This is a genomic window from Streptomyces sp. GbtcB7, from assembly GCF_019091445.1.
GTDB classification, from domain to species: Bacteria; Actinomycetota; Actinomycetes; order Streptomycetales; family Streptomycetaceae; genus Streptomyces; species Streptomyces mirabilis.
The window spans coordinates 238018-257211 of record NZ_JAGXJM010000007.1 but is presented as its reverse complement, the minus strand read 5'-3'; the positions used below and the strand labels follow the sequence as shown (position 1 = coordinate 257211).

17 protein-coding genes are annotated in these 19194 nt (G+C 72.0%); 9 read left to right on the top strand and 8 right to left on the bottom strand.

What is annotated here, in order from left to right:
• Positions 1–33: 33 nt before the first annotated feature.
• Complete coding sequence (locus KVT44_RS14595; RefSeq protein WP_217567365.1) at positions 34–1023, bottom strand: hypothetical protein; 990 nt, start codon at positions 1021–1023, stop codon at positions 34–36.
• 105 nt (positions 1024–1128) lie between these two features.
• Between KVT44_RS14595 and KVT44_RS14590 the strand changes: the two genes are divergently transcribed.
• Positions 1129–1581: a DUF4442 domain-containing protein gene (locus KVT44_RS14590; RefSeq protein ID WP_179436649.1), complete on the top strand. Its 453-nt coding sequence runs from the start codon at positions 1129–1131 to the stop codon at positions 1579–1581.
• A 141-nt stretch (positions 1582–1722) separates the two neighbouring features.
• Here the strand turns inward: KVT44_RS14590 and KVT44_RS14585 are convergent, their stop codons facing one another.
• Both KVT44_RS14585 and KVT44_RS14580 read right to left on the bottom strand, forming a co-directional pair.
• Positions 1723–2808 carry a LacI family DNA-binding transcriptional regulator gene (locus KVT44_RS14585; protein ID WP_217567364.1) on the bottom strand — a complete coding sequence of 362 codons (1086 nt, stop codon included), beginning with the start codon at positions 2806–2808 and terminating at the stop codon, positions 1723–1725.
• Between the two features lie 90 nt (positions 2809–2898).
• Complete coding sequence (locus tag KVT44_RS14580) at positions 2899–5286, bottom strand: beta-galactosidase (protein WP_217567363.1); 2388 nt, start codon at positions 5284–5286, stop codon at positions 2899–2901.
• A gap of 436 nt (positions 5287–5722) precedes the next feature.
• Between KVT44_RS14580 and KVT44_RS14575 the strand changes: the two genes are divergently transcribed.
• From KVT44_RS14575 to KVT44_RS14560, 4 genes are all read left to right on the top strand, one after another.
• Positions 5723–7567 carry a TIGR03767 family metallophosphoesterase gene (locus KVT44_RS14575; protein ID WP_217567362.1) on the top strand — a complete coding sequence of 615 codons (1845 nt, stop codon included), beginning with the start codon at positions 5723–5725 and terminating at the stop codon, positions 7565–7567.
• A gap of 293 nt (positions 7568–7860) precedes the next feature.
• Entirely contained in the window at positions 7861–10320 is a 2460-nt protein-coding gene (locus KVT44_RS14570; RefSeq protein WP_217567361.1) for a beta-glucosidase, read from the top strand.
• Positions 10317–11969, top strand: coding sequence for a carboxylesterase family protein (locus KVT44_RS14565; protein WP_308314001.1), 1653 nt, complete (start codon positions 10317–10319; stop codon positions 11967–11969). Before KVT44_RS14570 ends, KVT44_RS14565 begins: the two co-directional genes overlap by 4 nt.
• Before the next feature lie 74 nt (positions 11970–12043).
• Positions 12044–12694, top strand: a complete 651-nt coding sequence (locus tag KVT44_RS14560) for a DedA family protein (protein WP_099923996.1) — start codon at positions 12044–12046, stop codon at positions 12692–12694.
• A gap of 98 nt (positions 12695–12792) precedes the next feature.
• Here the strand turns inward: KVT44_RS14560 and KVT44_RS14555 are convergent, their stop codons facing one another.
• The gene (locus KVT44_RS14555; RefSeq protein WP_054229048.1) at positions 12793–13323 is read right to left on the bottom strand and encodes a gamma carbonic anhydrase family protein; all 531 of its coding nucleotides are present in this window, start codon (positions 13321–13323) and stop codon (positions 12793–12795) included.
• Positions 13324–13453: 130 nt separating this feature from the next.
• On the opposite strand from KVT44_RS14555, the gene KVT44_RS14550 reads away from it, so the two are divergent.
• Positions 13454–14221: an acyltransferase gene (locus KVT44_RS14550; RefSeq protein ID WP_067378965.1), complete on the top strand. Its 768-nt coding sequence runs from the start codon at positions 13454–13456 to the stop codon at positions 14219–14221.
• A 16-nt stretch (positions 14222–14237) separates the two neighbouring features.
• Here the strand turns inward: KVT44_RS14550 and KVT44_RS14545 are convergent, their stop codons facing one another.
• Positions 14238–15095 carry a DMT family transporter gene (locus tag KVT44_RS14545; RefSeq protein WP_217567360.1) on the bottom strand — a complete coding sequence of 286 codons (858 nt, stop codon included), beginning with the start codon at positions 15093–15095 and terminating at the stop codon, positions 14238–14240.
• 107 nt (positions 15096–15202) lie between these two features.
• On the opposite strand from KVT44_RS14545, the gene KVT44_RS14540 reads away from it, so the two are divergent.
• Together KVT44_RS14540 and KVT44_RS14535 are read left to right on the top strand one after the other, a co-directional pair.
• Entirely contained in the window at positions 15203–15775 is a 573-nt protein-coding gene (locus KVT44_RS14540) for a helix-turn-helix domain-containing protein (RefSeq protein ID WP_054229045.1), read from the top strand.
• A 43-nt stretch (positions 15776–15818) separates the two neighbouring features.
• Complete coding sequence (locus KVT44_RS14535) at positions 15819–16376, top strand: YbaK/EbsC family protein (RefSeq protein WP_190169109.1); 558 nt, start codon at positions 15819–15821, stop codon at positions 16374–16376.
• Between the two features lie 4 nt (positions 16377–16380).
• Here the strand turns inward: KVT44_RS14535 and KVT44_RS14530 are convergent, their stop codons facing one another.
• Complete coding sequence (locus KVT44_RS14530; protein WP_308314006.1) at positions 16381–17571, bottom strand: cation diffusion facilitator family transporter; 1191 nt, start codon at positions 17569–17571, stop codon at positions 16381–16383.
• A gap of 62 nt (positions 17572–17633) precedes the next feature.
• Here KVT44_RS14530 and KVT44_RS14525 point away from each other — a divergent pair, with 62 nt between their 5' ends.
• Positions 17634–17993 carry a metalloregulator ArsR/SmtB family transcription factor gene (locus KVT44_RS14525; RefSeq protein WP_054229043.1) on the top strand — a complete coding sequence of 120 codons (360 nt, stop codon included), beginning with the start codon at positions 17634–17636 and terminating at the stop codon, positions 17991–17993.
• Between the two features lie 38 nt (positions 17994–18031).
• Here the strand turns inward: KVT44_RS14525 and ppk2 are convergent, their stop codons facing one another.
• On the bottom strand, positions 18032–18916 hold the full coding sequence (gene ppk2 / locus KVT44_RS14520; RefSeq protein ID WP_217567359.1) for a polyphosphate kinase 2: 885 nt from the start codon (positions 18914–18916) through the stop codon (positions 18032–18034).
• 21 nt (positions 18917–18937) lie between these two features.
• Positions 18938–19174: a hypothetical protein gene (locus KVT44_RS14515; RefSeq protein WP_217567358.1), complete on the bottom strand. Its 237-nt coding sequence runs from the start codon at positions 19172–19174 to the stop codon at positions 18938–18940.
• Between the last annotated feature and the right edge of the window lie 20 nt (positions 19175–19194).

Genomic DNA, 19194 nt, shown 5'->3' with positions numbered 1-19194 from the left:
CGCCCGTCGGGGCGGGCCGGTGTGCCACCGGGGTCAGCCGCCGGTCGGGGTCCCGTGCAGCCGGACCGTGCCGAGGATCTTCATGATGGTCGCCTTGGCGACCTCGTCCTTCACGCCCTTGGCCCCGTAGAAGTTGAACGACACGAAATCGGCGGCGGAGTTCTTGAAGCCGAACGTGAGTGCCTTGCCGTCGCTCGCGCACTTGCCCTTGTCGGGTGTGTTGGTCGACTGGGCCCACCCGACGCTGCCCGTGATGCCCGAGGTGGTCGTGAAGGGCGTGGCCTTCTTGTCGTACGAGAGGCTCTTCTTGTCGGGCTGGGTGTAGCCGCCGAAGACCCACCAGGCGGGGGTGTTGATCGCGACCTCGTCGCTGTTCTTGGCACCGCTGGCGCCCTTGGTGCCCACCACGGCCAGGGGGGTGTCCTCGGTCCGGCCGTCCTTGTCGTCGTCCGAGGTGCACCACTTGGACTTGTACTCGGCGGTGCCCGACATCGTGATTCCCTTGTCCTCCTCCTTCGGGAACTCGAAGCCGATCCCGAGGCCGGGGGACTGGACCTCCCAGTCCGCGGGCACGTCGAAGGCGATGCCCCATTTGGGGTTCACCACGACCTTCCAGCCGGCGATGGTCGGCTTCTCCGTCTCCGTGCCGCGCGGGTTGTCGTCCGAAGCGGAGGCCGAGTCGCTCGGGTCCGCCGATGCCGACGTCGACGGGCCGGACGTGTCGTTCGTGCCGCCCTCGGCCTTGTCGTCCTTGTTTCCGCCGAGGACCAGGAATCCCGTCACGCCTGCGGCCACCACCACGGCCGTGGCCGCGACGATCGCCACGAGCTTCGTCCGGTTGCCGCCGTCGCCCCCGCCCTGCGGTGGTTGCGGCGCGCCCATGCCCGCGGGGGTGCCCCACTGCGGCTGCTGCCCGTAGGGGTTGGGCTGCTGATAGCCGGGCTGTTGGTACGGATTCGGCTGCTGGTACGGGCTGTTCTGCGGGTTCTGCTCGCCCCCGGGCGGCTGCTGTCCTGGCCACATGGGCGTTAACCCTAGTGGCACGAGGGAAACGATTCGGTCACTGCTCCTTGTCAGGGACGCATCGAAATCTGGCCAGAGCGGGCTACTCATGAGTAACATGCCGCCATGAGCGCAGACCAGATGACGATCGGCGAGATGCTCGCCGCCACCGTGCCGATGGCCCGGACACTGAACCTCGAGTTCGTGGAGACCACGCCGGACAAGGCCGTGGTGGCCCTGCCGGACCAGAGCGACTACCACAACCACGTCGGCGGGCCGCACGCCGGAGCGATGTTCACCCTCGGCGAGTCGGCGAGCGGGGCGATCGTCCTCGCCGCGTTCGGGGAGCAGCTGTCGCGCGCCGTGCCGCTCGCGGTCAGCGCCGAGATCGCGTACAAGAAGCTCGCGATGGGCCCCGTGACGGCCACCGCGACCCTCGGCCGTCCGGCCGCGGAGGTCGTCGCCGAGCTCGACGCGGGTCAGCGCCCCGAGTTCCCCGTGGCCATCGCCATCCAGCGCGCGGACGGCGCCGTCACGGGCGAGATGACCGTTGTCTGGACCCTGCGGCCGAACGGCTGAGCCGAGCGAACGGAACGGCGGCGGGTCCGCTCGGCCCAGAGGGCGTCGTTCGGATCGCCGCGGACCCGCGGTGATCCGAACGCCACCCCCTGGCGCCGGGCGGGGTCGCCCGGCGTTTGCCGCCGTGTCACCGCCCCCGTGTCACCGCTCCCGCGGCGCGGGGCCCGTGCTGCGGCGTACGACGAGCCGGACCGGCTCGATGTGATCGATCCGGGGCTTCGCCGAACCGTCGATGCGCGACAGCAGCAGCTGAAGCGAACGCCGGCCCGTCGCGGCGAAGTCGGTACGCACGGTCGTCAGCGGGGGCAGCATGTGGGCGGCCTCGGGGATGTCGTCGTAGCCGACGACGCTGACGTCGTCCGGAACGTGCCGTCCGGCCTCGTGCAGGGCGCGCAGCACGCCGAGCGCCATCTGGTCGTTGGAGGCGAACACCGCCGTGACCTCGGGGCGCGCGGCCAGCCGGCGGCCCAGCGCGTACCCGGAGTCCGCGCTCCAGTCGCCGATGAGCGGCTCGGGGACCTCGGCCCCCGCCGCCCGGAGGGTGTCCCGCCACGCTTCCAATCGGCGCTCGGCGGACAGCCAGCCCGTGGGGCCCGCGATGTGGTGAACCGTGCCGTGGCCGAGCTTCAGCAGGTGCTCGGTGGCCTGGCGCGCCCCGTCGCGGGAGTCCGCGGTGACGTAGGAGGCGTCGTCCCCGAGGTCGTTCTCCAGGACCATCAGGGGGACGTCGAGCGCCGCCTCCGCCAGGGCCCTGCCCACCCAGCGCTGCGGTGCGATGGCGAGCAGGCCGTCCGCCCCCTCGGCCGACAGCGTGTGCACGGCGCGGACCAGGGTGTCCCGGTCGGCCGTGTCGAGCGCGATGGAACTGACCAGGTAACCGGCTTCCTGGGCGGCGGAGTTGATCGCGGTCAGGATGGAGGCGGGCCCGTAGCGCGCCGCGTCGAACGAGATCACCCCGAGCATGCGTGTCCTGCCACTGGCCAGGGAACGCGCGCTGCGGCTCGGCCGGTAGCCGAGTGTGCGCATGGCGGCCACGACCGCCTCCCTGGTCTCGGGCCGCACCGCGGGACTGTCGTTGAGCACCCGGGAGACCGTCTGTTTCGAGACACCGGCCAGACGGGCCACGTCGTCCATCACCGGGCGCGCCCCCGCGAAGCTGCGCCGGCTGCGTCCCTTGGGGCCCTCGGCTCCCTGGGGGACGGCGCCGTCCGTGGCACCTCGGGTCATGGGGGCGCTTCCTCCGACGTCTCGGCGGCGGTCTGTCCCGATCCGCCCGGCAGGCCCACAGGATAGGCCCGCCTGCCGCGTCGGCCGCCTCTAGGGCCTGTCCGTCGTGATCGTCCAGGCGCGGGTGGTCACCCACTCGACGCGCCACACGGCCGCCCGTCCCGTGACGTCGCCCGCCTGCTCGGGCACGTACACCGGAGCACCGGCGGCCCGGGGCAGCAGCCGCAGCGTCAGGCCGTGGGTGCGCAGGGCTTCGGAGGGGAGCCGGTCGAGACCGAGGTCCCAGACGCGGCCGGAGAAGAACTGATCGGCGACGAGGGTGTCCCCGACGTACGCGCGCCCCACGTCGCCCGTCCAGTGAAAGCGCAGCAGCGTGCCGGACGGTTCACGCAGCAGCTCGTCGGGGACCTCCACGCGGTACTCGGCCGCGGAGGTCGTGAAGTGCTCGTCCGCCGGGGCACTCGCCCGCCCCAGGGGGCCCTTCCTGAGCGCGGGCGGCGGTCCCGCGGGGCGCACCAGGGTGGCGGCGAGCGCGGTGTCCTCGGCGTCGACCCCCTCGGCGATCGTGCAGCGGGTGAACGGGCCGTCGGCCGTCGTCGACAGCGGAGTGCCGGCCACCGTCAACACCCCTTCCGGCGCGGGGAGTACGGCGAAGGAGGGCCGCGTCGCCGAGCTGTGCACGCGGAGTCCGTCCTGGTCGAAGACGACCCCGTCCGGGCAGAGCACCAGCCGCTCGGCGCCCCAGGCCGTGCCGCGGTAGGCGGTGCGCGCGCTGTCGGCGTCGAGCACGAGCAGGCCGATGTCGTCGCCGTCCGCGGTCTTCACCTGGACCAGGGCGTCGGTGCCCGGGCGCAGACCGGTGATCAGGATCCGGTCGCCGGTCTCGGTGACCTCGCCGGAGGGCGTGTCGACGGACGCGACCGTGCCCGCGTCCAGGGCGAGTTCGACCGGAATGCCGTCGGTGGCGGCCAGCACCAGGACCGTACGCCCGTCGTCCTGGACCCGGCACACCGGCTGGGCGGTGGCCCAGTCGAGCCGTAGACCGGCGACGTTCAGACGCAGCGGCCAGCAGAAGTACGCGCCGGTCGGGACGGTGACAGGGGCGCTGGGCAACGTCAGGGCGGGAGCGTCGGGGAAGTCGACCGTGAAGGTCGTGCCCGGGTGGGCCGGCAGCGGTTCATGCGGCTGGTGGTTGTTGACGAACAGGAAGCCGGAGGTGCCGTCGCCGCGCACGGCCCAGCGCAGGGTGTCCCGGTCGGACTGGGAGGCGGGCTGCCGCTCGGGCAGGACGGACTCCATGGGGGCGATCACGTCGCCGAAGTCGGCCAGCAGCAGGTGCTGGAGGCGCAGTGCGTGGTACGAGGGCCGGACCTGGCCGTACTCGCCCAGCGGCGCCTGGAAGTCGTAGGTGAGGACGGGCAGGTCGTTGGGGTAGCCGGTGGCGTGGGACTCCTGGAGCGTGGTGAGTTCACCCGCCGGGTTCGTGCCGCCGTGGAACATGTAGTAGCCCTGCCAGACCGAACCGCAGCCGATCTTGGTGAGGCCGAGCGCCCCGATGTCGTCGGGCTCGACGCGTGGCCTGCGGTGGTAGGCGACGGCCATGCCGCCGCCGAGCTCGCAGGTGGCCCAGGGAAAGCGGTCCGTGGGCGTGGGGTCGCCGCCGCGTACGGTCGTCGGGCGCAGGTCGGCGCCGATGCCCTCGTCGTCGCGCTGATGGGTGAAGAAGAAGTGCTTGCGGCAGGTGTCCGGCCAGCCGTCGTCCGCCTCCGTCCAGAACGTCTCGGTGTAGCCGCCGTACAGCGGGAGCAGTTCGTCGGACGGTAGTTGGACCCCGCCCCACGCCGTGGACGTCCACAGCGGCGCGCTCAGACCCGCCTCCTGGGCCATCCGCTTCAGGGTGAGGAGGTGGCCGGGCTGGTCGTAGAGCTCGTTCTCGATCTGGATCGCGACGATCGGACCGCCGTGCGCCCGGTCCAGTCCGCGCAGCTGTTGCGCGATCGCCGTGAACCAGCCGCGTACGGGCTCCAGATAGGCGGGGTCGTCGGTGCGGGGCGCGCGGGTGCGGGCGAGCAGCCAGTCCGGGAAGCCGCCGTTGCGGACCTCCGCGTGACACCAGGGGCCGATGCGCGGGATGAAGTCCAGGCCGTGCCGGGCGCACAACTCGGCGAACCGCCGCAGATCGCGGTCGCCGTCGAAGCGGACGCGGCCCTCGACCTCCTCGTGGTGGATCCAGATGACGTAACTGGCGACGACGGTGACCCCGCCCGCCTTCATCTTCAGCAGCTCCTCCTCCCAGTCCCGGGCCGGGTAGCGCGCGTAGTGGAACTCGCCGGAGACCGGGAACCAGGGGCGGCCGCCGCGCGTGAGGTAGCGGCTGGTCACCTCGATGGGGTCGGGCGCCCCCGGGGCGTCGGTGAAGGGGAGATGGCCGGTCAGGGGCGGTGCGGGGGGCGCGGGGACGCGCAGGAGGTGCGGCATCGGGACTTCTCCGGTCCGGGTTGGGGGGCGGGCGTCGGTTTCGGCGGGGTGTGGCTGGGGGTGCGGGGTGCGGTGCAGCGAAGTACGGGCGCGGTGGGGCGCGGTCACTCGTCCCCGGTCCCGCTCCCGCTCCCGCTCCCGCTCCCGCTCCCGCTCCCGAGCCTGGGGCTTGGGAGCGTTCCCAGGCTCAGTGATGTTATCGGTAACATTACGCGCGTCAAGGGACTTTGGGGGCGATGGCGGAACGGCCCCGGAAGGCCGCGGTCCGCGTCGCGCCGGACCTCCCGCGGGCCGGGCGACGTCCTCGGAAACACCGGGGCCAAGTGGCGTTCCGCCTGTTCCGGAGGCGTTCACGGCGAGGCCACGCCCGTGTCCCCGCGGCCTGGCTGAGTGGTTCCAGCAAGTGAATCGCTCGGAGGCACCGGAGGGTCGCCCCATGGCCGGAACCGAACCCGTATCCGCCGCCGTCAACCGTCGTCGAATTCTGCTCGCCTCGGGCGCCACGGCAGCGGCCGGCGTCGCCGGAACCAGCGCGGGGGCGCTCCTGCCGCGCCAGCGCCAGAACCCCGCCGTCGAGCCCGCCGCACGGACCGTCGCCCAGCGGCCGCCCCGCAGCGCCCCGCGGGCGGCGCCGTACGCCCTGACCACCCTGGAGACGACGGCCCGCCTCGGCGGCAGCGCCCACACCGGCACCTACCGACGGCTGGTCTCGGGCCCCGGCTGGCCCCTGGTCGTCCGCAAGGAGCTCGCCACGCCCGGTGCCGGGCGCCAGGACCGGCGTACCCCGCTCGCGTGCTTCGTACAGTTCACCGACCTCCATCTCGCCGACGTACAGAACCCGCTGCGTACCGAGTTCCTGCGCTCGCGCGGAGCCTCGTCGTGGCGGGCGCAGGAGGCGCTGACGGTGGCCGGGGCGGTCGCGCTCGTCGAGCAGGTGAACGCGCTCGGCGGAGGGCCGAACACCAGGCTTCGTCCCGCCTTCGTGATGACCACGGGCGACAACGTCGACAACAACTCCGCGATCGAGCTGGAGTGGTTCCTGACCGTGATGAGCGGTGGCCGGATCACGCCGAACACCGGTGACCCGCGGGCGTACGAAGGTGCCCAGAACTCCGGTCTCCCCCTGTTCTGGCACCCCGGGGACCCCCACCTGCGCGACCTGGACAAGCGGCGCGGGCTGCCCCTGATCCCCGGCTTCCTCGCCGCGGCCACCCGCCCGATCACCAGCCCGGGGCTGCGCATCCCCTGGTACTCCACGGTCGGCAACCACGACGATCTGCCCGGCGGTTGCCTGTCGCCCGCGCTGAACGACTTCGCCGTCGGGTCCCGCAAACTGCTGTCGGTGTCCGCCGGGGACGCGGCCGCCTACGCCAAGGCGCTCGGGTCGGGCGACGATCCGAAGAGCGAGGTGCTCAAGGCGATCCTGACCAGGAACGCGGCCTCGGCGCGGACCGTGACCGCCGACGAGCGGCGCCGGCTGTGCACCCCGCACGACTATCTGGCCGCGCATCTCGACCCCGCTCACGCCGGTGCCGGTCCGGTCGGCCACGGCTACACCCAGGACAACCTGGACGGCGAGCGGATGTACTACTCCTTCAAGGTGGCCGAGAACGTCCTCGGCATCAGCATCGACACGACGTACCGCAGCGGCCACTACGAGGGTTCACTCGGCAGCGACCAACTCCGCTGGCTGGAAAGGACCCTGGCCGCGCACAGCTCCCGGTCCTACGACGCGGACGGCCGGCTCGTCCGCAACTCCAGGGCCGACGACGCCCACATCCTGGTCTTCAGCCACCACCACAGCCCCAGCATGACCCGCCGTCCCGATGCCGCCCGCACGGACGAGCCGCGCCACGACGGAGCGGAGGTCATCGCCCTGCTCAGCCGGTTCCCGAACGTGGTGGCCTGGATCAACGGGCACAGTCACGTCAACCGGATCACGCCGCACGCGCACGCGACGCCCGCCCGCTCCTTCTGGGAGGTCAACACCGCCTCCCACGTGGACTATCCGCACCACGCCCGGCTGATCGAGCTGACCGACAACGGGGACGGGACGGTGTCCCTGTTCACCACCCTCGTCGAGTCCGCCGCGCCGCACCGCACCGCCCGGGACTTCGACGACCTGTCGGCGGTGGGACTCGCCTCCCTGTACCGGGAAGTGGCCTACAACGCTCCCGGCCTCGCCGAGAGCATGAAGGGCGGCGTCCAGGAGGGCTGGGCGGGCGGTCCCGGGGACCGCAACGCGGAACTGGTGGTGGCGGGAGGCTCGGCGGCGGCATAACCCACCCTCGCCGCGGTCCCTACCGCGGTTCCTACTTCGGTCCCTGCCGTGGTCCCTGCCGTGACCTCTGCTGTGGTCCCTTCGGTTGTTGTCGGGGTGTCGGCGGTTCTTGTTCATTTCATTGACACGAGTCACCGGCGGTCATAGTTTTCGCGCCGTACCCGTGCCGTGTGACGGCGTGTCACGTCCGGTCTGATGCCTGGTGTGTTCAAGGGCCGAACGCGGCCGCTGTCGTCGGCGCGCGTACCCGCGGTTCACGACGACGTGCCCGCGCACCGAAGGAGTGACGGCTCATGTCCCACACCTTTTCCCGGCGTTCGACCCTGCGTCTGCTGGGCGGCGCCATCGCGGTCGCCGCGGCGGCCACCACCGCCACCGGCCCCGTCCCGCTCGCCCGGGCGGAGTCCAGATCCGGCGCCGGCCCTCGCGTAGAGGGTTTGATGGTCAAGCTCACACTCGACGAGAAGATCTCCCTGCTGCACGGCGCCACCGACCCCGCCTCGCTCGGCCAGGCCGGATACGTACCCGGAGTACCCCGCCTCGGCATCCCCCCGCTCCGCCTCGCCGACGGCCCCGCCGGAGTCCGTGTCACCCGGCACGCCACCGCCCTGCCCGCCCCGGTGCTTCTCGCCTCCGCCTTCGACCCCGGCCTGGCCCGCCGCTACGGGCAGGTCATCGGGCGCGAGGGCCGTGCCCTCGGCCAGGACGTGCTGCTCTCCCCGATGGTCAACCTCATCCGCACCCCGTACGCGGGCCGCAACTTCGAGACCTTCGGCGAGGACCCACTGCTCGCCGGCGACCTGGTCGCGGCCGAGATCCGCGGCATCCAGGGCGAGGGCCTCATCGCGACCGTCAAGCACTTCGCGCTGAACAACCAGGAGCAGGACCGCATGTCCATCGACGTGCGGGTCGACGAGCGGACCATGCACGAGGTCGAACTGCGTGGCTTCGAGGCGGCCGTCGCCGCCCGCACCGGCGCGGTCATGGGCGCGTACAACAAGGTCAACGGCACCTTCGCCTGCGAGAACAAGACGCTCCTCACCGACATCCTGCGCGAGCGGTGGGGCTTCGGCGGCTGGGTGATGACCGACTGGTTCGCGGCCCACAGCACCGGCACCGCCCTCACCGCGGGCCTCGACATGGAGATGCCGGACGGGACGTACTTCGGGGCCGCCCTGAAGACGGCCGTACAGAGCGGCGCCGTGCCCGAGTCCTACGTCGACCGGGCCGTACGCCGCGTCCTCGCCGTGATGGACCGCTTCGGGCTGCTCGACGGCAGCGTCCTGCCCCGTCCCGCCCGCGACCCGAAGGCGGGCGCGACCGTCGCCCTGGAGGTCGCCAAGGCGGGCGCGACGCTCCTGCGCAACAAGCGACACGCACTGCCCCTGACCGGCGCCGCCGCCCGCAGCATCGCCGTCGTCGGCCCCACCGGCTCCCTGCCGTTCATCAGCGGCGGCGGCAGCGCGCACGTCGTCCCGGACCACGCCGACAGCCCGCTCGACGCCATCCGCTCCCGAGCGGGAGGCGGCGCCCGGGTGTCGTACGCGCTCGGTGAGGACCTCTTCGGCAAGGCGATCCCCGACGGGGCGCTGACCGCGGGCATCGACACCGAGGGCCAGAACGTCCCCGCCGGAGGGGCCTGGACGTACACGGGGACGCTCACCGTCGCGGACGCCGACGAGTGGACCTTCGTCATCCACTACTCCGGCATCCGGCCCACGGTGCTCGTCGACGGCGTCGAGCTCTTCCCGCCGCTGCCCGGCTACGGCGAGTACTTCAGCGGCGGTCTGGTCTCCGCGGCGCCCGACGGACTCGCCGTACGCCGCAAGGCCCTGAACCTCTCCCGGGGCGCGCACCAGGTCTCCATCACCGCCCAGGGCGCCGACACGGGACAGCTGTTCCGGCTGCGGCGCATCACCGGCGCGACCCGCGCGCAGGACGTCGCCGAGGCGGTCGACGCCGCGCGCGCCGCCCACAGCGTCGTCCTCTTCGCCTACGAGGACGCCACCGAGGGCCTGGACCGCGGCACCCTCGCACTGCCCGGCAACCAGGAGCGGCTGATCAGGGCCGTCGCCGCGGCCAACCCCCGGACGGCCGTCGTCCTCAACACCTCCTCCTCGACCTCGATGCCCTGGCTGGACGGCACGGCCGCCGTGCTCCAGATGTACTACCCGGGCCAGGAGGGCGCGGCCGCCACCGCCGCCGTCCTGTTCGGCGACTGCGATCCCGGCGGCCGGCTCACCCAGTCCTTCGCGGTGGACGACGCCCACCACCCGGTCGCCGGTGACCCGCACCGCTATCCCGGCGTGAACGGCACCGAGGAGTACTCGGAGGGGATCCACGTCGGCTACCGCTGGTACGACGCGCAGGGCGTGCGTCCGCTGTTCCCCTTCGGGCACGGACTCTCGTACACCTCGTTCGCGTACGAGGACCTGCGGGTCCGGGGGAGAGAGGTCGGCTTCACCGTGCGGAACACCGGGCGGCGCGACGGTGTCGAGGTGGCGCAGGTCTACCTGGGGCCGTCGCCCGATCTCCGGCTCGACCAGGCCGTACGGGTGCTGGCCGGGTACCGGCGGCTCGCGCTGCGGGCGGGGGAGCGGCGACGGGTGACGCTGCGCCTCGACCCGCGCACGCTGTCGTCCTGGGACGCGGGGCGGCACGACTGGGTCCTCGGCACCGGGCGGCGCGCGGTGTGGGTGGGCTCGTCGTCGCGGGATCTGCGGCTGCGCGGCAGCGTGGAGGTGGGCGCGTGAACAGGGGGCGGTTCGTCCGATCCGGCCGCCTGCGCACGCTGCTGGTGGGGGCGACGGTCTTCGCCGCCGCGCTCGCCGCCCCGACCCCGACCCCGGCCAACGCCGCCCCGGCCTCGGCACCGGCCCTTGCCGCCTCGGCCCCGGCGCACGCCGCGCAGGACCCGACCGTCGTGCGTACCACCGCCGGGCTGGTCCGGGGCGAAGCCACCGCCGAGGGACGCCAGTTCCTCGGCATCCCGTACGCACAGCCGCCCGTCGGCGCTCTCCGCTGGAAGAAGCCGGAGCCGGTCACACCCTGGCCCGGTGTGCGCACCGCACGGGACTTCGGCAACCGGTGTGTGCAGACGGCCAGTTGGGACCCCGGCTACGAGCGGCCCAGCCACACCGAGGACTGCCTCGACCTCAACGTGTACGTCCCCGAAGGCGCCCGAAGCCGACCGGTGATGGTCTGGCTGCACGGCGGCGGGCTCACCGCGGGCGCGGGCGAGGACATCGTGCCCGACACCTTCGCCCGGCAGACCGGCACGGTCGTCGTGACCGTCAACTACCGCCTCGGCGCCATGGGATTCCTCGCCACGGCCGGACTGGACGGCGAGGCGCGCGACGGGGTCTCGGGCAACTTCGGCATGCTCGACCAACAGGCCGCACTGCGCTGGGTGCACGCCGACATCGGCCGCTTCGGCGGTGATCCCGGCCGTGTCACCGTCGCGGGCGAGTCGGCGGGCGGCCGCTCGGTCTGCACCCAGCTGGCCTCGCCGACCTCGAAGGGCCTGTACCGGGCGGGGATCGTCGAGAGCGGCGCGTACGGGAACTGCGCGGCGCGCGCCCACGAGGCGGCCGTGGCCGCAGGCGCGGCCTTCGCGCGGAAGGTGGGCTGCGCCGATCTGTCGGCGGCGTGTCTGCGCGGCAAGTCGTCCGCGGAGATCCTCGCCGCCCAGGGCGGATTCGACTGGGGGCCCGTCGTGGGCGGCGCCTTCCTGCCGGTACAGCCCTTCGAGGCCTACGCGAAGGGGGCCGCGGCCCGGGTCCCCGTACTGAACGGGGCGAACGAGGACGAGGGGCGGCTGTTCGCGTTCGCCCGGTTCGACCATGCCGGCACCCCGCTCACCGCCGAGCGGTACCCGGCGGTCGTGAAGGAGGCCTGGGGCGCCGATCCGGGCGAGCGCGTGCTCGAGCGCTATCCGCTCGACGGCTACGCGTCGCCGATCCTCGCCTACGCCACGGCCTTCGGTGACTACCTCATGGCGTGTCCGGCGCTGCGGCTCGACGCGGTGCTCGCCGGACGCGGGCCCGTGTACGCGTACGAGTTCGCCGACCGCACCTCGCCGCCGTTCGCCTCGCTGCGCGATCTGCACACGGGCTTCGACTTCGGGGCGACCCATGTGAACGAGGTGCAGTACCTCTTCAAGCACTTCGGGCTCACCACCCCGCTGAACGCGGAGCAGCGGGTGCTGTCGCGGCAGATGATCCAGTACTGGGGGTCCTTCGTCAGGGGCGGGGTGCCGCGTGCCGACGGGCAGCCCGCGATGCCCGGTGGAGCCGGTCCGGTGCTCTCGCTGCGGACCGCCTCCCGGGGCGGAGACTTCGTGAGCACGACCGTCCACCGGGAGCATCGGTGCGACCTGTGGGACGCCGCCGCGCGAGGCTGAGCGGTAGGCTTCCCGGCGTGTGCCCGTCGTCGCGGGCGCACGCCGGGAAGTGTGCGATTCGGGAGGAACCGGCGTTGGACGTCCAGCATTGGCTCGAGACGGTGCCCGCGGTCAGCATCTATGCGCTGGTGGCCCTGGTCATCGGCCTGGAGAGCCTGGGCATCCCGTTGCCCGGTGAGATCATCCTGGTCTCGGCGGCGCTGCTGTCCTCGCAGCACTCGGGCATCAATCCCGTCATTCTCGGGGCGTGCGCCAGCATCGGCGCGGTCGTCGGCGACTCCATCGGCTACGCCATCGGCCGCAAGGGCGGGCGCCCCCTGCTGGCCTGGCTGGGCGCGAAGTTCCCCAGGCACTTCAGCGAGGGGCACGTCGCGACCGCCGAGCGGTCCTTCCAGAAGTGGGGCATGTGGGCCGTCTTCTTCGGCCGGTTCATCGCGCTGCTGCGGATCTTCGCGGGGCCGCTCGCGGGTGTGCTGAAGATGCCGTACTGGAAGTTCCTGATCGCCAATGTGCTGGGCGGGATCATCTGGGCCGGGGGCACCACCGCGGTCATCTACTACGTGGGTGTCGTCGCCGAGTCCTGGCTGAAGCGGTTCTCGTGGGTCGGGCTCGTGGTGGCCGTGCTCATCGGGCTTGCCTCGATGCTGATCGTGAAGCGCAAGGCGAAGAAGGCGGCGGCGGAGATCGAGACGGGGGAGCGGGAGCCGGTGGCGGCCGCCGAGTAGGTTTCCGTCGTCGTGTGTCTGCAGGTTGTACGTGGCTGGGCGCGCCCACGCGGCGGAGCCGCATAGTGAACACGGCCCCGCGCCGCTGAGGGGGCGCTTCAGCTCCCGTGTGCTTCCTTGTGCGTCTTTGCCAGGTCCACGTAGAAGGTGCCGTTCAGGGTGAGGCCCTGGCGTTCCTCCTCCGTCAGGGGGCGCTTGACCTTGGCGGGGACTCCGGCCACCAGGGAGCCCGGCGGGACCCGCATCCCCTGAGGGACCAGGGCCTGGGCCGCCACCAGGGAACCGGCGCCGATCACCGCGCCGTTGAGGACCGTGGCGCCCATGCCGATCAGACAGTCGTCCTCGACCGTCGCGCCGTGCAGCACGGCGTTGTGGCCGACCGAGACGCGTTCGCCGACCGTGATCGGGAAGCCGGGGTCGACGTGGAGGGTGCAGTTGTCCTGGATGTTGCTGTCGGCGCCGATGACGATCGGACCGAAGTCGGCGCGCAGTACCGCGCCGTACCAGACGCTCGCGCCCGCGTGCAGGGTGACGTCCCCGATCACCACGGACGTCGGTGCCGTGAACGCCTCCGGGTCCACCTGCGGGTCCTTGCCGCCGATCCCCATGATCAGCGCCTGCTGCGTCATCAGCGTCTCCTCGTTGTCGTCGGCGGCGGCGGTACAGCGGCACCGTATGCCATCGCTCCCGGCCCCGGTGGGGCGAAGATCACAGCGGTGATCTCTGCTGGGCCCAGGCCGCCCTGAGTACGGTGAGCGTGTGCCCAGCAACAGGAACGTGTTCTCATCATGGCGGCGCCGCCTCGCGCAGCGCGCCGTCCACGCGTGCTGGGCCTGGGTGCAGCGCACGGGTTCGGTGACGGCCGAGCACCCGGGGCGGCTGCGCTTCGGCGCGATGGGAACGGGTACCAGACTCGCCTTCCCGCTCGGCACCGTCTTCGGTGAACCCTGGATCCACCTCGGCGCCCACTGCATCGTCGGCGAACAGGTCACCCTCACTGCCGGTCTGATGCCCGACCTAGACCTCGGCGCCGACCCGATCCTGCGCGTCGGCGACGGTGTCGTGCTCGGCCGCGGCAGCCACGTCATCGCCGACACGACGGTCACGATCGGCAGCGACTGCTACTTCGGGCCGTATGTGTACGTGACGTCCACGAACCACTCGTACGACGATCCGCACGTGCCCATCGGCAAGCAGTGGCCCCGGATGGAGCCGGTGGAGATCGGATCCGGCTGCTGGATCGGCACCGGGGCGGTGATCCTGCCGGGGGCGCGGATCGGGCGGAACGTCGTGGTGGCGGCCGGCGCGGTGGTGCGCGGCGCGGTGCCGGACCACTCGGTCGTGGCGGGGGCTCCGGCCCGGGTCGTACGGCGCTGGGACGCGGTCGACGGCTGGCAGCCGCCGCTGCGGACGCCCGCGCCGGTCCCGATTCCCGACGGGGTGACCCCGGAGCAACTGCTCGCGCTGTCGGAGCTGGACGAGGAGACCGTGGAGCGGCTGGCGGAGCTGGACGCCGAGTCGTCCTGAGGCCGATCGGCAGGGGTCAGCCGGTGGCCAGCAGTACCGTGCCGACCAGCGCCAGGCCCGCGCCCGCCGCCTGGATTCCGCGCAGCCGTTCGCTGAGGAAGCCCCGTGCGGCGAGGGCCGTGACCACCGGATAGAGCGAGGCGAGGACGGCTGCCACCGTGACCGGGCCGTGCTGGGCGGCGACGGAGTACGTGCCGTTCGCCGCGACGTCCGCGAGGCCCACGAAGGCGAGCGCGGGCAGGGAGCGCCAGGGGAAGCCACCCTCGGGAAGGGCCGCGGCGCCGCGCCGCACGGAGACGAGGAGCGCCGCGCCACCGGTGGCGACGTTGGTCAGGCGCTGCACGAACAGCGCGAGGAACAGCCCGGTCACCGACGAGGACGCCTCCGCGATCAGCACGAACACCGTGCCGAAGCCGAGCGCGGCGATCAGTGTGAGGAGGACCGCCTGCCGCTGCACGGGGGCGCCTCTCCACTGGGGCCCGCCGGCGAGTACGACGCCCACGACGGCGACCGCGATGCCCGCCACCTGCGTCAGCCCCGGGCGCTCCCCGAGGAAGAGTCCCACGGTGATGGGGACGGCCACGGCCAGGGAGCCGAGTGGGGAGACGACGCCCATCGGGCCCAGGGCGAGCGCCTTGTAGAAGGCGAGCAGCGCGACCGGTCCGACGAGTCCCGCCGCGAACGCGAACCACAGCTGCGGTCCCGCCGCGCTCCAGCCGCCGGTCACGACCACGATCGCGCCCAGTACCGCCGCCGCGATCGACTGTGAGACGACGACCACGGTGAGCGCGGGCGTACGCCGGGTCAGCAGCCCTCCGCCGAAGTCGGCCAGGCCCCACAGGAGGCTGGTGGCCAGGGCGAAGAGCGCTGTCATGGGTCGCCTCGCAGTACAGTTCAGTGAACGATCAGGTGCACCACAGCATAGTTCATTCTATTGAACTCTGTAATCTAAAATATTGGACGCAGACTAATGGACGGAATGTGTCGGATCTCGACCTGCTGACCCAGTCGCTGGCGCGCAACGTCAAGCGATGGCGCACCGAGCGCGGCTTCACCCTGGACGTGCTCGCAGGCCGCGCCGGAGTCAGCCGCGGCATGCTCATCCAGATCGAGCAGGCCAGGACCAACCCCAGCATCGGTACCGTCGTGAAGATCGGTGACGCGCTCGGCGTCAGCATCACGACCCTCCTCGACTACGAGCAGGGCCCCAAGGTCCGGATCGTCCCGGCCGAGCAGGCCGTACGGCTGTGGCACACGGACGCGGGCAGCTACAACCGCCTCCTCGCCGGTACCGAGGCGCCCGGACCGCTGGAGATGTGGGACTGGCGGCTCATGCCGGGCGACGGCAGCCCCTCGGACCCGCACCCCACGGGGACGGTCGAACTCGTCCATGTCATGGCGGGCGACCTCACTCTCGTCGTCGACGGGACCGACTACCGCGTCCCCGAGGGCGCGAGCGTGTCCTTCGAGGCCAACACCCCCCATACGTACGCCAACAAGGGGGACGTGCCGGTGGAGATGGTCATGGCGGTGTCGGTCCCGCTCGTGCACTGAGACACCCCACCGGGCGGACCGGAGCGGCTGTTAGCGTGCCGTCATGCGCGCTCCCATCGGACACTTCGACCACGCCACGGCCGCCCCCGACTGCCTCGACGAGCTCATCCGCCCGGTCGCGGACGGTGTACGCCACTGGCGTGGCACCGTCCCCGCCGACCAGATCGTGTACGTCGACACGGACCCCGAGTGGGCCGACACCGCGACCTTCGTCGAGCACTACGGCAAGGAACTGCTGGACCAGTCCGCCAACTGCGTGGTCGTCGCGGGCAAGCGCGGCGGCGAGACCACGCTCGCCGCCTGCGTGGTCCTCTCCGCCACCCGCGTCGACGTCAACGGCGTCGTCCGCCGCCAACTCGGCGCCCGCAAGGCCTCGTTCGCCCCGATGGACACCGCCACCGGCGAGAGCGGCATGGAGTACGGCGGTATCACCCCGATCGGACTGCCGGGCGACTGGCCGGTGCTGGTGGACTCGGCGGTCGTCGAGCTCCCGTACGTCCTGGTGGGCAGTGGCCGACGGCGCGGGAAGCTGCTGGTGCCGGGCAAGGCGTTCGCCGAACTGCCGAACGTGGTGGTGCTGGAGGGGCTGGGCATCGCCTGACCGGTCAGGCGACCATGTGATGCGCCAGCGCCAGGTGCGGGTCCGTTTCGCCCGGCGCGGGGGCCGGATCGGCGTGTACGAGGGCCGCGGTGAGCTTCGGTACGGCGTGCAGCAGGGCGTGTTCGGCCTCGACGGCGATCTGGTGCGCTTGTCGCACACTCGCCTCACCGTCCACCACGACCGCCACCTCGGCGCGCAGCCGGTGCCCGATCCAGCGCAGCCGCAGCTCGCCCACCCCGCGCACGCCGGGGATCTCCCGCAGGGCCCGTTCGGCCGAGTCGACCAACTCCGGGTCCACGGCGTCCATCACACGCCGGAACACCTCGCGGGCGGCGTCGCGCAGCACCAGCAGGATCGCGGCCGTGATCGCCAGGCCCACCAGCGGGTCGGCGAGTTGCCACCCCAGTGCCGCGCCGCCCGCCCCCACCAGGACCGCCAGTGACGTGAATCCGTCCGTACGGGCATGGAGGCCGTCCGCGACGAGGGCGGCCGAGCCGATCTCACGCCCGACCCGGATGCGGTGCCGGGCGACCCACTCGTTGCCGAGGAAGCCGATCAGGGCGGCCGCCGCGACGAACGGGATGTGGTGCAGGGGGCGCGGGTCGATCAGCCGCTCGACCGCGGTCCAGGCCGCGAAGGCGCCGGACGCGGCGATCGTCAGCACGATCACGATGCCCGCGAGGTCCTCCGCCCGGCCGTAGCCGTAGGTGAAGCGGCGCGTCGCCGCGCGCCGGCCCAGGACGAACGCGATGCCGAGGGGGACGGCCGTGAGCGCGTCAGCGGCGTTGTGCACCGTGTCGCCGAGCAGCGCGACCGATCCGGAGACCACGACCACGACCGCCTGCGCCACAGCGGTGGTACCGAGGACGACGAGGGACACCCACAGGGCTCGCATACCGCGCGCCGAGGACTCCAGCGCGGAGTCGAGCTTGTCGCCGGTCTCGTGGGAGTGGGGGGTGAGGAGGTGACGGAGACGGGGGAGGGGCCCGGAAGAGGTGCTGTGGGCGTGGGGGTGCGGATGGGGATGGGGCTGCGGGTGGTCGTGCCCCAAGCGGCCGTGGCTGTGGCCGTGACCGTGGTCATGGCCGTGGGGCGTGCCGTGATCGTGGGAGTGGGGCGTGCCGTGATCGTGGGAGTGGCCGTGACCGCCGCTGTTGTCGTGGCCGTGGCCGTGCTCGTCGTGCCGGTCGCTCACGGGGGTCCCCTTCCGGTGCGCGGGAGTGGACGTGTCGGCGTCCACGGGACCATTATGTGCGTATGAGCGCACGCATGCACCTATCACCTGCGCATGATGCGCATCCGCGTACCCCCGGCGAGGAACAGTTCGCGCTCGCCGCCGAACTCCTCGCCCTCCTGGGCGACCGCACCCGGCTCACCCTCCTGCACGCGCTGACCGGCCAAGAGGCCGATGTCACGACGCTCACCGAGGCGTGCGGGGCCGCGCGCCCGGCCGTCAGCCAGCATCTGGCCCGGCTGCGTCTCGCCGGTCTGGTCAACACCCGGAAGGAGGGCCGCCGGGTCATCTACTCACTCGGTGACGGCCATCTGCGCCGGGTGGTCGACGAGGCGCTGAACCTGGCCGACCACCGCCTCACCGACCGCCCGCCGCACGACTGAGCGAACCCTCGCCGCGTTCAAGCGAACCCTCGCCGCGTTCAGTGGCCGGTGTCGTCCTCGCCCGCCTCCAGCAGGTTCGCCGCAGCGCCCACGATGCTCGGGTCCGGGCTGCCGACGACCTCCTCGTCCTTGTCCGTGTAGGAGAAGCGGGCCAGGACGCTGCGCATCGCCTCGACACGCGCCCGCTTCTTGTCGTTGCTCTTCACCACGGTCCAGGGGGCCTGCTCGGTGTCCGTCTCGCGGAACATGGTGACCTTGGCGGCGGTGTAGTCGTCCCAGCGGTCCAAGGAGGCCAGGTCCATGGGGCTGAGCTTCCACTGTCGTACGGGATCGACCTGGCGGATCGTGAAACGGGTGCGCTGCTCGCCCTGCGACACGGAGAACCAGAACTTGATCAGGTCCACCCCGTCGTCGACGAGCATCCGTTCGAAGGCGGGCGCCTGCCGCATGAAGCGGTGGTACTCGTCGTCCGTGCAGAAGCCCATCACCCGCTCGACGCCGGCCCGGTTGTACCAGGACCGGTCGAACATCACGATCTCGCCCGCGGTCGGCAGATGCTCCGCGTACCGCTGGAAGTACCACTGGCCGCGCTCGCGCTCGGTCGGCTTCTCCAGCGCCACCACCCGGGCGCCGCGCGGATTGAGGTGCTCGGTGAACCGCTTGATCGTGCCGCCCTTGCCGGCCGCGTCACGTCCCTCGAAGACGATGACCAGGCGGCGGCCGGTTGCCTTGATCCAACTCTGCAGCTTCAGCAGTTCTATCTGCTGGAGGCGTTTGTGCCACTCGTACTCCTTGCGCTCCATGCGCTCGTGGTACGGGTAGTTCTCACGCCAGGTCTCCACCGGACTGCCGTCCGACCGGATCAGTACCGGGTCGTCGTGGTCGCTGTAATCGACGGTCAAACCCGTCAGCAATGGCGTCATCGCGGCCTCCCCGGCTTCATCTCAGTGAAACTGCGGCACGATCAGGTAAATTCCGTACGCGACGACCGTCGCGCAGGCCAGGAAACACAGTCCGGCCTGTGCGAAGCCGAGGGCGTGGGTGCCGTCGGCGTCCTTCTCGCGTGCCGCCTCGACCTGGGAGACACCCAGCACGCCGAGCGCGAAGACGACCACCACTCCGACAGTGACGGCGATGCTCACCGCGGTGACCTCGCCGAGCGCGGTCCAGTCCACATGCATCGTACGACTTCCCCCCTGGC

Coding starts and splice junctions, on each gene's coding strand:
- KVT44_RS14590 (WP_179436649.1), top strand. CDS start 1,129: ATGAGCGCAGACCAGATGACGATCGGCGAGATGCTCGCCGCCACCGTG.
- ppk2 (WP_217567359.1), bottom strand. CDS start 18,916: ATGACGCCATTGCTGACGGGTTTGACCGTCGATTACAGCGACCACGAC.
- KVT44_RS14515 (WP_217567358.1), bottom strand. CDS start 19,174: ATGCATGTGGACTGGACCGCGCTCGGCGAGGTCACCGCGGTGAGCATC.
- KVT44_RS14555 (WP_054229048.1), bottom strand. CDS start 13,323: ATGACGCAGCAGGCGCTGATCATGGGGATCGGCGGCAAGGACCCGCAG.
- KVT44_RS14595 (WP_217567365.1), bottom strand. CDS start 1,023: ATGTGGCCAGGACAGCAGCCGCCCGGGGGCGAGCAGAACCCGCAGAAC.
- KVT44_RS14580 (WP_217567363.1), bottom strand. CDS start 5,286: ATGCCGCACCTCCTGCGCGTCCCCGCGCCCCCCGCACCGCCCCTGACC.
- KVT44_RS14585 (WP_217567364.1), bottom strand. CDS start 2,808: ATGACCCGAGGTGCCACGGACGGCGCCGTCCCCCAGGGAGCCGAGGGC.
- KVT44_RS14535 (WP_190169109.1), top strand. CDS start 15,819: ATGCGCGCTCCCATCGGACACTTCGACCACGCCACGGCCGCCCCCGAC.
- KVT44_RS14545 (WP_217567360.1), bottom strand. CDS start 15,095: ATGACAGCGCTCTTCGCCCTGGCCACCAGCCTCCTGTGGGGCCTGGCC.
- KVT44_RS14570 (WP_217567361.1), top strand. CDS start 7,861: ATGTCCCACACCTTTTCCCGGCGTTCGACCCTGCGTCTGCTGGGCGGC.
- KVT44_RS14575 (WP_217567362.1), top strand. CDS start 5,723: ATGGCCGGAACCGAACCCGTATCCGCCGCCGTCAACCGTCGTCGAATT.
- KVT44_RS14525 (WP_054229043.1), top strand. CDS start 17,634: ATGAGCGCACGCATGCACCTATCACCTGCGCATGATGCGCATCCGCGT.